The 14003-nt window shown below is 45.1% G+C and carries 8 protein-coding genes; all 8 read right to left on the bottom strand.

The window, feature by feature from the left end; translation table 11 throughout:
- Positions 1-39: 39 nt before the first annotated feature.
- The 8 genes from ATY38_RS06080 to ATY38_RS06115 all read right to left on the bottom strand — a co-directional run bounded on the left by ATY38_RS06080 (position 40) and on the right by ATY38_RS06115 (position 13884).
- Positions 40-333 carry a lipocalin/fatty acid-binding family protein gene (locus ATY38_RS06080; protein WP_062558524.1) on the bottom strand — a complete coding sequence of 98 codons (294 nt, stop codon included), beginning with the start codon at positions 331-333 and terminating at the stop codon, positions 40-42.
- Between the two features lie 96 nt (positions 334-429).
- Positions 430-3804 (bottom strand): TonB-dependent receptor domain-containing protein, encoded by a 3375-nt coding sequence (locus ATY38_RS06085; protein WP_235590404.1) that lies wholly within the window; start codon positions 3802-3804, stop codon positions 430-432.
- A gap of 154 nt (positions 3805-3958) precedes the next feature.
- A complete protein-coding gene (locus tag ATY38_RS06090; RefSeq protein ID WP_062558526.1) occupies positions 3959-6232 on the bottom strand; it encodes a CHASE2 domain-containing protein in 2274 nt (757 codons plus the stop codon).
- A gap of 31 nt (positions 6233-6263) precedes the next feature.
- Entirely contained in the window at positions 6264-7274 is a 1011-nt protein-coding gene (locus tag ATY38_RS06095; RefSeq protein WP_062558527.1) for a metal-dependent hydrolase, read from the bottom strand.
- Between the two features lie 348 nt (positions 7275-7622).
- Positions 7623-9317: an L-lactate permease gene (locus tag ATY38_RS06100; RefSeq protein WP_062558528.1), complete on the bottom strand. Its 1695-nt coding sequence runs from the start codon at positions 9315-9317 to the stop codon at positions 7623-7625.
- A gap of 282 nt (positions 9318-9599) precedes the next feature.
- Entirely contained in the window at positions 9600-9830 is a 231-nt protein-coding gene (locus ATY38_RS06105) for a sulfurtransferase TusA family protein (protein WP_062558529.1), read from the bottom strand.
- Between the two features lie 51 nt (positions 9831-9881).
- Positions 9882-11162, bottom strand: coding sequence for an OprO/OprP family phosphate-selective porin (locus tag ATY38_RS06110; RefSeq protein WP_158441763.1), 1281 nt, complete (start codon positions 11160-11162; stop codon positions 9882-9884).
- A 460-nt stretch (positions 11163-11622) separates the two neighbouring features.
- A complete protein-coding gene (locus ATY38_RS06115) occupies positions 11623-13884 on the bottom strand; it encodes a bifunctional diguanylate cyclase/phosphodiesterase (RefSeq protein ID WP_062558531.1) in 2262 nt (753 codons plus the stop codon).
- Between the last annotated feature and the right edge of the window lie 119 nt (positions 13885-14003).

Genomic DNA, 14003 nt, shown 5'->3' on the forward strand with positions numbered 1-14003 from the left:
GGACTATTTTCATGACCGGTCTCATACGATGACTATGCACTATAGCGGGGTTTTATCTTCGCAAAACAATAGACGATTACTGTCTTTGATATATTTTATCGTTCCGCCGATAATTACCTGCTTTGCATAGTAAACACAGCAACGTTTAGGTTTTGCCTGAGTGGGATCATAGGAGAAAAAATACCAGGTATTTTGATACTGGATGGCAGTATTTGCATTCGCATAGACGTGAATATCCGTCGCGGGTTGGCCAGGCTGCGTAGTCTCAATATGTGCGCAGCATTTAACAGGATTAACGGAGGTATCAAATGTGGTATGTCCGGTTACTGCCATAAACTTCCTTTCAAATTGGAAAAATAGTTTAAGAATTCAGAGATCCCATAGCTATTCGCTTTTAATAAAATAATACACGAGTAATCGATATTCTTGCTAAAAATTCATAGTCAACTTAAGAAAGACCGTGCGCGTTGGAAGAAAAATCGGGTTAACAGGCTCGGATAGATTAAGATAACTATTTCTATAATAGAACTCCTCATCCAGCAGATTTTTTCCCTCCAAACTCAGAATTCCTCTGCGATTGGGAAACCGATAACCAATCATGTAATCCAGCAGAAAAAATGAATCAATTCCTGAAGCAGTCTTCTGAGGATCTCGGATTCGACCATAATCACCATGAAGAAATAGATCCTGTTTGACAAAAGTTGTGGTGAATCTGGAAAACAAGCCGGTTGGATGAAAGTGCTCAATACTGAATGGGGTGCTGACTGTCTTGATCCGATCCGGATTAGTGATGATATTTGCCCCATTATGCGCGAGCTTTTCGTATTGAAACTCGCCCCGTATAGCCCAAAGGGTGTGAGATAACCAGTAAAGGTAGGCGCGATAGAGTTGTTCATTTTGTTTCGATAAAACCTCTTCGCTTGCAGGTGCTGAAGGTACTTTTACATCGCGCTCGGATGCTTCGAAACCACTGAACAGTTTATCCGCAACGCGAGTATCAAAACCGATACCCATGCGTCGCGCTCTAGTCCCATTCGGCTCATCAAAGAATTGATTGAAACCGGCCACTTGCGTAGGTTCCAATGATTGCTGCGCGATGATATGGGATTTTGTAGTTTCAAACCAGGCCGCTCTTAATCTGAAAAAATCAGTGATATCCCACTGTAAACCAATCTTAGGATTAATTTTGTCTATCTGGGTATTGACGGTGCTGCTAAATGTATCGTAGCTCAATCCAACGGTAGTCGTGAGATTTGTGAGTAAGTGCGTATTGGTATAGGCGTAGACTGTATTGCGGTCATAAATGCTCCCGAAATCGTAAGTCCCTCCCCCCATGATTGAATTAAAGAGCCTGGCCCGGAATAAATGCTGTGCTTCGGTTTGCAATCCGGACAAATTGAGCGTGAGAGGGTTTTCATTCCTGCTGAAAGCGATTTCCTCATCACGGTCAATATACTTGGTAGAAAACAGTAATTCCTGATTGGGAGTGATCGTGTATCTTGCACCGAATCGTGCAACCTGCTCATTCAGCTCCCTGCGGTAAAACGATCTGCCGTTCAATCCATCTTCACCAAACTTTGAGAAATTCAGCTGGATATCTCCATGTTCAGATGCACGCGAACGAGCCTCGGCTTGTATGTTCAGCTTGGGAGTTAAGGCGTACTGAAAAAAAGCATTGTAAATATTATGTTTTTGGTCATTGTTAGGGCGAAATCCATCCGTCTCATGATGAAATTGTCCCAAGCCGATTGAAGCTCTGTCACGTTGGAGAGAAGCAACCACTTCATTTCCAAGCGTACCGTTGCTGCCCACAATTCCGGAAGCGACAAACTGAGGTTTGTTGCGTTCCATGAGCGGGGCAAATTCATTAAAGCCGATAGCCGAAGGCGCAGTTCCTGTAATGATATTGAGATCCGCGACGGCCAGGTGCGGTTGCACCGGATTGACGTTGATTGGCTGCAATAATTGCGCTTGCAGTAACTCGCTGACACGGGCGATTTCATGCCGTGGGATATTGACATAGGCATCGGACAAGAAACGATGCGCCGAATGATTTCCCGGATCAAAGCTCAGGGATTTTGCGGTTTCCATCAGCGCGCGTTTTTCAAATCCGAGATTCTCGAAAATTCTTGCCAGGCTTGATCCACGCGCGGCTTCATCACCATCCAACAACAATCTGGATCGATAAACTGCGCGATTGTCGTTCAATTCAATTGATTTTTGGATATCCTTCAATGCTTCCACCGGTCGATTCTGAGTTTGCTTTTGAATCGCATCATAAAGCCAGGGGGTAGGATCTTGCGGGTCACGCTCCTTGGCCAGATCGAATTGGACGCTGGCCTGAGGGTAGCGTTTTTCTTCAAAATAAGCCTTGCCCAGATAGCTACGTATGAGCGAATTGGCCGGATCCAGGCTTGCAGCGATTTCCAGTTCAATGCGGCCCGCTTCGAGCTTGCCTTCGCGTATCAGCGCCAATCCCATGCCCAGTCTTGGTAAAGGATCCGCCTGATCCAATAGAATGGCTTGAGAGAAGACCGTTTGTGCGCGTTGGGTATGAAATTGCAGTAAGTATGCATAACCCAGAACCGTCTGTGTTCTGGCCACATCAGGGTTTAAATTGACAGCTTGTTGCGCCGCCTTGAATGCGCGATCCAAATCACCTGTGGACATGTGCAATTCAGCCAGGCGTGCCCATGTCAAAGCATTCTCGGGTTCTATCGTTGTTGCCTGCAGAACGCTGGCCAAGGCTTCTTCGATTCTGAAATGCGCTTGCTGAGCATATGAAAGCGCAAGCATTGCTGATGTAGAGTCGGTATTCAGCGCGTGCGCATGCGTGGCTAATTCGAGTGCCTGTTCTTTGCTATTTTGAACCACTGCGATCAAAGCCAGCAAAGCATAGGCTTCGCTGTTATCAGGTTGTTTTGATAGCACTTCTTCAATGATTGTTTTGGCTTCATTGGCCTGACCGACTGCCAATAAAAGACTGGCGCGGTAGAGCGACAGATGGTCAGAGTAATCGGGTGATTCAATGCCATCCAGTAAGGACAAGGCTTCGGAAACTTTTCCTTGCCGATAGAATTCAATGAATTGCTTTAATTCCGGCAGCGCAGAGAGTGGGGTTAATTGTGGGAGATGAGCATGGATAATGGTTGGGTAGTGCAAAGCCCATTGCACCGTATCCACTGGATTAATAATGCTTATTTTGTGTGGTGCGGCATTACGGCTAGCGATTGCAGCTTCATGATTGGCAAGTGCAAGGATTCCTTGAGCGTTGGTGGCCGTTATTTTTCCCTCATAAAGGATCATCCGGGTACTATTTTCGTCGACACTGACAAGAAATTCAGTACCTTCAACACCACCGGTGAGAAAAGGTGTTCTAACTTTAAATGGTTTGGGTGTGCGGGTAATGACATGAATGACACCGGCAAATAATTCCAGTAATGAAGGCTCATTGTCATTTTCTGGCTGGGGAAATGCCATGCTTGTTTTCTGATCCAACCTTACCACGCTGGCGTTGTTTAGCAACAGTGCGGCGCGACTGTGTGAACGAGCGCGGATAGTATCTCCCTGGCAAATAACCGCGTGCATGGCTATTTTTTGCCAAGCTTGTTTATTGGCGCGACGTAATTCTATGATCCCCTGAGCCGAGATTAACCGGGCTACCTCTGATTCGCAGGTTTCAGCTGCATGTGTGCTATTTACGTGGCTCAGGAATATCAGGAAGAAAAATGCCAACTGTAAGATGGTCGACATATTCCGGCAATTAAGCCCGGAATCAATTATCCGGAATATTTTGATTGTCATGTTCTATGATGGCTCCAGATTCTGGCGTACCTCTGATGAACGCTCCGGAGTTGTAAGCATCCATACTCGTCCCCCAAGATTGTAACAGGGGTTTGATCATATGAAAGAAGCATCCAGTACTGCTAATTAAGGTTTTGGGATGTAATCATTCCGGTTACTTGGTTTCAATACGAATGATTGAATTCCATGAATCGACTGGCGGGACGGATTCGTTTTTCTTGCAAAGGTTTAAAAAAAACTTTGAGGGACCATCGTCTGGAATCATATCCAGGATTTTATACAAGCCATCACAAGCCTCAGTCCATTGTTGATCCTGGTAAGCCTTTAACGCACAGGAAAATGTTTCACACAGCCACAACTGCATCTGACTGGCTGATTGTTTGTGTGCGATAAGCTCGAACAGGTTAACCGGTGTGGATTTTCCGGTCAGGAGAAAATCTCCCAACGGGCGAATCAGAAACTCGTCTAAGCCCGTGATCACCTGGCCCGATACCAGCAAGCGGGTACCCAGGTATTTATTGACCCCCTGAATGCGGCTGGTGGTATTGACGATATCTCCCACGGCACGGTATTCAAAATGATGCAGCGCGCCAATATTGCCTAGTAACATTTCACCAAAGTGCAGTCCCATGCGTGTAGGTAAGTGTGGCTGGTTAGGCGTGTGATTAAAACGTTCAATGGCGGCAGCGATATCCAGGCAAGCGAGACAAGCATCTTTGCGCAAATCGGAGCTGGCCGAAGTTTTGGCCCATATCGCCAACATGGCATCACCAACCACGTCAGATACCGTGCCATTATGCTGCTTTACGGGTTCAAATAAGACAGCGTAGTAGCTATTCATCAATTGACCGAGTTGTTGCGGCTCCATTTTTTCCGCCAGTGCGGTGTAGGCTTCGGCATCAGTAGCAAGGCAGGCACCATACACGAGTTGATTATTCAGTGCCATGGTGCCTGAGTTTCTAACAATATCATTAACGACACGATCAGGAAGGAAATAGCCAAAAGCTTTTTTCAGTTGCTGACTTTCAAGTTTTTCTTCGTCATATTTGAGTGTTATCGCTCCAAAGAAAGCCAGGGGCAGCTGCAGAAAAACTGGATTGATAAGGGGTAGCCAGACACTCAGTTCCTTGAAGAAATAATAGACGCTGCCTGCATAGAGAAGAACCAGCGCAATACTGGCTACGACAGCACTTTGATTAGATAAGAGCATAAAAACGATACCCAATCCAAGGCCTAATACAAATAAAATGCCCACGCTGCCCATGAGGGGAAAGGTTCTGATAGGTTTGTTTTCCAGCAAATTGGCAAATGCCGTGGCCGCTATTTCGACGCCGCTAATATAAAGTCCATCGGGGTTTGAGAAAACGGTGTGATAATCATCCCGCACAATATCTTGTTCCGGTTGAGTAGCCGCAGAGAAACCGACAAATATCACTTTATCTTGAAAATTCATTGCTCTGGATTGTCCGGCGATCTTATTTTCATCAGGATATAAAACTTGGTGATAAGGTATGGTTTGGATACTGCGCGGCGGGCCATAAAAATTCAAGTAACGGGTGTCGTTTCCGGAGTATGCATTCAGAAGTGCGTGAAGCGTATTTCTTTGAATGGAATTCAGATTTGCATCGCGATTGAGTTCAGTCTTCAGGCGATGGGCAAGGTCGGGGTCATTTAGAAAGAGATCGCGCAGTGTGAAAATTAAATCTTCAATATCTGCCATATTTTTGTTATTGGGCAGCTGCGCTGCATAAGCTGGATTAACAGTACGTAATAACCGGATAAAATCTTCATACAGCGGTAGCGCAAAAATTTGCAGAACGACAGTGGGTATCGTGGGCATGTCGCCGGCATCGGTTTTAAACACCCAATAATGATTGACTCTCTCTTTCTTAGGTAAAGGAAAAGGGGCATGAGCCTGGACAGCGTCAGCAATAAGCGGTAGCAGCGGTATAGGTCCTTCCTTAACCATCCGATTATAATTTTTCTCGTTTGCATCCGTGGAGAGCGCGCTATCTTCGTAGACTAATCTTTCCACCAGTACGATGTTACCTGCCGTTTTCATGCTCAGCGCCAGCTTCTGATCATACGCAGCTATTGCGCTGGGTGTGTCAAAAATAAGATCAAATACAATAATACTTGCTCCAGCCTGGATTAATTGCTCAATAAGCTGTGCATGTAATTCGCGTGGCCATAATTGTGGAGTCATCGGTAAATTAAACCGGGATGCAGAAGGTTGATCAATGGCAACGACGACGACATTGTCCGGTGCCGCGACGGTTCCACGTAAATGGAACAACCAGTACAAACCAAATTTCTCTTCCATCCATAATCCTGCAGGAGATAGATGGACAATGGCTCCTGTCAAGCCGATAACAATGCCAAGGAAAAGGTGCTTAAGCCATCGAATCGTGTTTATTTCTTTAAGCATAAGCTTGCAGCGTAATATTTATGTAATGGATTCAATCTAATAAATGTCCGCCTCGCAGCAGTGTGATAAATTTTTCCCGCGTGGCACGGGATGAATCGCGATAAAGCATATATTTTGCGTGTTGATCCGGTTGTTCCGGATTGATCTCGATACCCCAGAGCGGTGCCAGCGTCATCGGTAAATTCGAATAGCGTACATCGACGAGTACATTAGGTTGCTCCGGACGAATTGCCAGCAGCCCGGCAGAAAAATGACTGAAACGTGCAACATCTTGCGCCAGTACCGAAGCCGGCGGCAGTGTGCTCAAATCACGTTCCAAAACAAATTTTTCAATGGATTCGCCCGGATAAATGCGCGGCTTGGAAAATAGGCCGACACGAATCGCGTCGACGTATAATTTGCCTTCAAACTCGTAGATTGAGCGCCATAGCAGTAAATTGGCAAGCGTTGGCTTTACCAGCAATTGTTCTGCTTGTTGCCCCCTTGCCGCAATCAATGATTCAGCAACAGTTTCTGCGCGTTGCAACTGCATCCAGCCGAACGATAAATAGACCGCCGCGAGTAGCAATCCGATGCGGGCTGCTGTATGACTGTATTTCCGGTATGCCATCACTCCGGCGATCAGCAGAATCAGAGTGAAAGCCGGGTCCACGACTGAAATGATGCTCAACGCCATGCGCTCATCGCTTAATGGCCATAACAGATGCGTGCCGTAACTGGTGAACGCATCCAGCACACCACTTAAACAATATCCGAGAAAAGTGAATAGATACAAACGAGCAAAAGCCAAGCGCTGGCGCAAAAACGGCCATAACAAGAGCGCTACAATCAAGGCACCCAGCGGTACGAAAAACAGGGAATGGGTAAAATGGCGATGAAATTCGATATTTAGCAGCGGATCATTCTCGGACTGAATCAGAATATCAGCATCCGCAGCAATGCCGGCCAGAAAACCGATACCGGTTGCCATACGCGTTTCCTGTTGCTTGGCACCCGATTGTGCCATCGTGGCGCCAAGCAATCCTTGGGTGATTAAATCCATAGTGTTAAAAGCTGTGAAGAAACAAGCGTCGCTTCACAAGTAAATGTGAATTGATTGAATAAATAAAATATTTTTCAGGTATAGGGCTATTTGCCTACACCCTTCTATGGTAAAGCAGAAGCCGATTAATAATCAGAATCCGGAATTACGGGGTAAGTTTTCAAGCTGACCGTTTTCGGATGCAAAGATGATATCAGTTTCTTTCCTTTTCGAATGGTTTTGTAGCTAATCAATCACAGCGAAAAAATCTCTGTCTGCGGGGCGGCGGTTAACGGCATACTACAAGGAACGCAAGGGAAGCATGTAATTCATTGATGCAAAATTAGTTATGACACGCCGGTGATTTTGTCACAAGAGTGGATCAGTTATACCTATGGCGTGGATTGCGATCAATGTGATGATGCCAACTGTGATCAAATAATACAATGTCGGAATAATGGTCATGCGGATGATGCTTCCTTCGTATCCTAACAAGCCGACTATGGCGGATGCTGCAACTACATTGTGGATGGCGATCATGTTACCGGCAGCGGCGCCAACCGCTTGTACGGAAACCAATAAGGCACTGGATACACCGATTAATTGCGCGGTATCGAACTGAAATTGCGCCATCATCAGATTGGATACGGTGTTGGAACCGGCGATAAACGCGCCCAGCGCACCCACTGATGGGGCAAAGAACGGATAAATGCCTCCCATGCTGCTGGCAATCCACTGTGCCATCACTTGCGGCATGGCTGGCAGATCGGCCAGATTGACGCCGGAATTGATCAGAATACGCACCATCGGTACGGTGAAAATCAATACGAACCCGGCCCCGAGCAAGGTACGCGATGATTCTGTGGCCGCAGCTTTGAGTGCGCTGAATTGCATGCGATGCAGAAAGAATGTCGCCAAGACCACGAACATCATAATGCTTCCGGACAAATACAAGAATTGGATACTTCCGGAAATATCTTTTTCATTCAGTATATCCGTCCAATTCAAGGTCAGATGATGGCTCAAGAACGCTTTTACTTCGATATTGATCCGGGATAGCATCAACAAGGCTGCTAGCAGTGCATAGGGCAACCAAGCCGACATAATTGTAACTGTCGATTTTGCAGTTAAGTTTTCTGGTTGGATTTCGACGTTGCCGATCCATTCTGCGGGCCAATCTCTGGCGGCAGGAAAATCCCAGTGCTGTTTGGGTGCCAGGAATCCGGCTCGAGCCGCAGGCACGACAATGGCTAATCCGATCAGCGCGCCGACAATCGATGGAAATTCCGGCCCCAGGAATATACCGGCCAGTGCATACGGTATGACGAATGCGAGCCCGGAAAAAATGGCGAAGGGTGTGATCGCAAGCCCTTCCGACCATGATCGGTTGCGTCCAAAAAAACGCGTCAACATCATGCACATCAACAGCGGCATCAATATACCGGCTATGGCGTGGATTATGGCAACCTCACATGTAATCAGGCGGTAAAAATCCTCCCAGACCGAACCCGCCGCGATTAATTGCCCGCTGATGCTTGTCTTGTCCAATCCACCCGTTACACCCACAACAATCGGTGTGCCAGCGGCACCGAATGATACCGGGGTGGATTGCACCATCATTCCTGCCATGACTGCTGCCAGCGCCGGAAAACCCAGAGCAACCAGCAAAGGCGCAATTATGGCTGCCGGTGTACCAAATCCCGAAGCACCTTCGATAAAACAGCCGAACAGCCAGGCAACGATAATTACCTGCACGCGGCGATCGGGACTGATATCAGAGAAGCCTCGCCGGATCGTAGTAATGGCACCGGAATGCTTCAGTGTATTGAGCAAGAGAATGGCGCCAAAAATGATCCATAAAATAGACCCTGTCAGAATCAAACCTTGCAAGGCGGATGCGATTACCCGATTGAGCGGCATTTCCCAGGCAATCAATGCGATCATAACGGTTATGATAAACGTCAGCGGCATGGCGCGCCGTGCGGGCCAGTTGAATCCAACCAGTAGTCCCGCAGCCAACATGAGCGGCAAGAACGCTAGAAATGAAAGTAAAGATTGGTTCATGGCATTTTTTCTGTTTAAGGACGCAAGTTAATTCCAGGGTTTCATTCAGCACCAGTTTCTATTTATGATGCATCTGTTCTAAAATCTCGGTTTCTGCGGCGCAGTGTTTACCGGCGGGAGGGCGGTCGGATTTATTTTTCAAGCCGATTCCGATGCTGATTTCATGGGATTCTTGTGCCGGGATGATGAAAGTGCATTATCCTGAACTATTCAGCAGACATTGGGTAGGGCAGGCACATAACGCGGAACAATTGATTGAAATCCTGATTTAATCGGGATTATCTACCGCTTTCTGAGTATAAAGATGAATTCACCGGTGTTTTGTGTCATAGACAATAATTCATTCCCCGTTTGCTCGGAAAAAACCTGAAAATCAATCAAAGACCCCGGGTCGGTGGCAACGATTCTCAGTGTTTGTCCGCTGATCATGTCAGCCAGTGATTGTTTGGTGCGTAGAATAGGCAGAGGACAAACCAAGCCGCTTGCATCCAGTTCTTTGTCTATTTTATCCATTTCTAATAGTATAAATTTTAAGATTTTATTTCGATTTGATAAAGTCAGGAATTAAAACGCGAGCTGCATGCGTGAGAATAGGATTTTTTCTGTAGGCTGATCGATTCTGCCAATTGCGCCGTTGAAATGCGTCTGATTGTAACTTAATTGGAATTTAACATTGCGGTTGAGATACCAATTAATGCCTACACCAAAATCCTGAGCCTTGTTGACTGAGCGATCCAAATTAAATAAGCCGTGCGCAAATGCTTTGGTGTCAAGATTGAGTTCCGAGTAGCGTGTGACCAATTGTACGGCACCCAATGCGCTGATATTTTCAAACGTTATCGGATTATGCGGCTGCACCCTGCGAAATGAGGCATCGCCATTAAAGAGAACCCAGGATAATTGAATTTGAAAAGCATCATTTGTGACTTTATCACTCGCAGTTCCAATTTTAATATTCTGATGGGAAATTGTATACTCTCCCATTATTCCTAACGGGCCCGAATGATAATAAAGCTGGGGACCAATCCGCTCACGGCTACCATCGGCAAAAGCACCTTGTGCGTACGATGCAATTATCTGTTGGCCCGGCGAGATAAAGGTTGGCAAATTAGCGTTACCGGGTTGCGTGCTGCCATACTGTGTTCCATAACTATAGGCAACGCCAAATCCCAATCCCCGGAGAAATTCGGTGTGAATATGTTTCAGCGGGTGGGAAAAAATGCGCGCAACAAAATCGATACCGCTGCTGTTAGAATTAATAACGCTATCACCTATGCCTGAACCGTTATCAACATTACCGTGAAATATACCAATCTGATATTCGGTGGTATCCCAGAGGATATCGCCAAAAACTTGCGCGCCAATTTCGCGATTAGGCGCCAGATTGGTGGGGAAGGCTCGTTCGTTTAAAGCTAATGCGGTCGCTGACTGCAGGCGTTCCAGTCCAAATGGAGATTTGAACTTGCCAACGCGAAGATTGAATGGTTTGATGTAATTGCTTTCAAAAAAAGCATCCAGAATTCCCAGACTCGATTCCAGATTAGGCATAAAGTAAAAGCTGTGAATCTTACCAAACCTGACTTCAAGTACGGGCCGAATGCGGCGGAAAGTAAAATAATCATTGCCTGTTTCGCTCATATCCTCAAAAAAAGTGCGTGAATCGGCTTGGATAAATCCTCCTAAGCGTATTTCATTTCTGCCTTTATTCCATCGATATCCTGATCCGGAATCTGTAAAAAATAATCCTGTTTTTGTTTTATTATTTTGGGAGGATTTTTTTGTGATTGCCTGTTGTGACCGGCCTGGGATATCTTCTTGCGCATAAGCTGCGGCAGGAACATACAAAAAACATGTTATGAAAATTAAGACACATTTTAACCCGGAGATTCTCATCGAGAGATACTCATATATTGATGCAATGTTGCTTTGCAAAATATGTTGCAATAATATCCTCATTTGATCTAATGATTTAAAACGATGTGGGATCGGATATGGCGTGCTATCCATTGTCGTTTCTATTGAGGTCATGAATAAAAAAATAGTGCTGTTTCAAATACAAGTTTCAAATCGTTATCGATATAAGATATCGCTCTGTTAAGAAATTTCTGCACAACCTTGCTTGTTATTCCGAACATAGTGCGAAGAATCTTTGGGAATCAACAATAAGGATTTTTTACTTTGTTCGAAATGACACTTGCTTAGGGCTTTCTGAAGAAATAATCGTTCAGAGGATTCTTCTCTTGTAGTCGAGAGGTTGCGGATTTGAAGTACTTAAACGAGAGAGTTGGAATAAACTTCGAACAAACTAATTTATAGCGGCGTTGTGTTGAAGAAATGTTTCAAAATTTTCCGTAGTCAAAGGCTTGCTAAAAAAATAACCTTGTCCGTAATCACAGCCCATGGCAATTAAAAGTTGTTTCTGCGAATTTGTTTCCACGCCTTCAGCGATGACTTTCATACCCAAGCGATGTGCCATGGTAATCACCGCCTCGCATAAGATTCTATCGTTAGATCTGCTGTCCAGATTTGAAATGAATGATTGGTCGATCTTGAGATAATCAATATCGAATTTTTTTAAATAAGAAAGCGATGAATAGCCTGTACCAAAATCATCAATTGCCACTTGCACGCCGGCATCACGGAAATTTAATAGTTGTTTCACCACCAATTCATGGACATCTAGCAGCAAGTTTTCAGTAATCTCAACGATAATGCTGTGGCCGTCTAGTTTCTGCTCATGCAAGTGATCCACCCAATCGCTCATTCTACTGATAAATTGTTTGGGTGATTTATTGATGCTAATTTGAAAATTGGTATCGTAATTTGCTTGCCACGCGGCTACTTGGTTGACAGCTTGTTTGAATACCCAGTCGCCTATTTCAGAAATTAGATTGGATTCTTCCGCGATAGAAATAAATTCTACCGGAAAGACCGTTCCTCTTTCCGGATGCTGCCAGCGTACTAATGCCTCGGCTTTGTGAATGCTGCCGGTTGCCAGTTTTACAATGGGCTGATACATAAGGAAAAGTTGTTGTTCTCTTAATGCGTGGCGCAATTCATAGGCGATTCTTGAGCGGGTTTCTGTTGCCTTGCGCATATTGGAAGTGAAATAGCTGCAGCAATTACGTCCATTATTTTTTGCGGCATACATGGCTTGATCAGCATTTTTCATGAGTATTTCCACGCTACCCGCATCAGCAGGGAAAAATGTCACTCCAATACTCGCAGTGACATAGGCTAGCTTTGCATTCAGATGAAATGGTTTCGTCAATTCCAGTAAAATCATTTGAATGATTCTTTCGGCACAGTGCTGATCATTGATTCCGTTCAGGATAATAGTGAATTCATCGCCACCTAAGCGCGCAACCGTATCGGTTTCACGAACGCAGCCACTAAGTCGCTTAGCTGCTTCTACCAGCAGAGCATCGCCAACGCTGTGACCGAATGAATCATTGACTTCCTTGAAGCGATCGAGATCAATAAACAGTACCGCCAACAACATTCCTGTACGAGCCGCATTCTTAATGTCATGGCTTAGGCGGTCATAAAACATATTGCGGTTGGGTAAACCGGTCAAAGAATCATAGTTTGCTTGCCGCCATATAATTTCATCCGATTTTTTCTTATCAGTGATATTAGAGAAATTAATGAGGTAGTAACAGATCGAACCTTTTTTACTCAGTACCGAACTGATATTTAACCATGCCGGGTATTCCCGTCCGTACTTGTGTCTGTTCCATACTTCGCCTTGCCAATGGCCGGACTGTTTAACGCTCAACCAGATTTTTTGAAAAAACTTAGTGCTGTGCCTAATTGATGTCACGATCGATGTGGGTTTGCCTATTACTTCTTCCGCGGTAAAGCCGGTTATGATATGCAGTGCTTTGTTAGTGGAGATGATGATCTTATTCGCATCGGCAATCATAATTGCCTCTGTACTATTTTCAAAAACTTTACTGGAAAGATATAACTGCTCATTTATTTTTTGTTGCTCTAATGCAATCCCAATGATGAATGATCCAATCTTCAACAGCTTACGGTGAAATGCACTGGGTAAGCGATGCTCAAAACTGGAGAGCGCAAATGAGCCAATGCACTCGCCGCCTTTACTGCGCACTGGAATGGACCAGCATGAAAGAATATTAAAATCGATGGCTATTTTTCGGATACTTTGCCAACGTGGATCATCGATCGTACTTTCTATATACACAGCTTCCTGACGAAAAACTGCATTGCCGCAAGATCCGGCTTCAGGACCAGGACGCAGCCCGTTGAGCTGTGCGATGCATTCTGCAGGAATACTGGGGGCTGCAAATACATTCATGCATTGCTTGTCTTTGTCTAATAACATAACTGATGCAACCGCATTTTCCAAGAGTTGCTCTATCAGCAGGCATATTTTCTCGCAGATCTCTTTATAATCATTGCCTAAGACTATTAGCTCAAGAATCTCTTGCTGGAACTGGAGAATCTTGCTTTGCTCAAAATTGGTGAGATCAAAGCAATCAGGGAGAGTAGAGATCGGTTGAGTTATATCCTTATTCACGGCGTTATATTCTCCACTCATTTTCTGCTATGCGGATTGTTGCATGGATTGTAGGAATTCAAGAGTTTTAATGTGAGATAAGTTTAATTTATGAACATAAGTTAGTGTAAATTATACGTAAATTAGTCACTTGCTCAAGG

Source organism: Nitrosomonas ureae, assembly GCF_001455205.1.
GTDB classification, from domain to species: domain Bacteria; phylum Pseudomonadota; class Gammaproteobacteria; order Burkholderiales; family Nitrosomonadaceae; genus Nitrosomonas; species Nitrosomonas ureae.

Coding starts and splice junctions, on each gene's coding strand:
- ATY38_RS06080 (WP_062558524.1), bottom strand. CDS start 333: ATGGCAGTAACCGGACATACCACATTTGATACCTCCGTTAATCCTGTT.
- ATY38_RS06085 (WP_235590404.1), bottom strand. CDS start 3,804: ATGACAATCAAAATATTCCGGATAATTGATTCCGGGCTTAATTGCCGG.
- ATY38_RS06090 (WP_062558526.1), bottom strand. CDS start 6,232: ATGCTTAAAGAAATAAACACGATTCGATGGCTTAAGCACCTTTTCCTT.
- ATY38_RS06095 (WP_062558527.1), bottom strand. CDS start 7,274: ATGGATTTAATCACCCAAGGATTGCTTGGCGCCACGATGGCACAATCG.
- ATY38_RS06100 (WP_062558528.1), bottom strand. CDS start 9,317: ATGAACCAATCTTTACTTTCATTTCTAGCGTTCTTGCCGCTCATGTTG.
- ATY38_RS06105 (WP_062558529.1), bottom strand. CDS start 9,830: ATGGATAAAATAGACAAAGAACTGGATGCAAGCGGCTTGGTTTGTCCT.
- ATY38_RS06115 (WP_062558531.1), bottom strand. CDS start 13,884: ATGAGTGGAGAATATAACGCCGTGAATAAGGATATAACTCAACCGATC.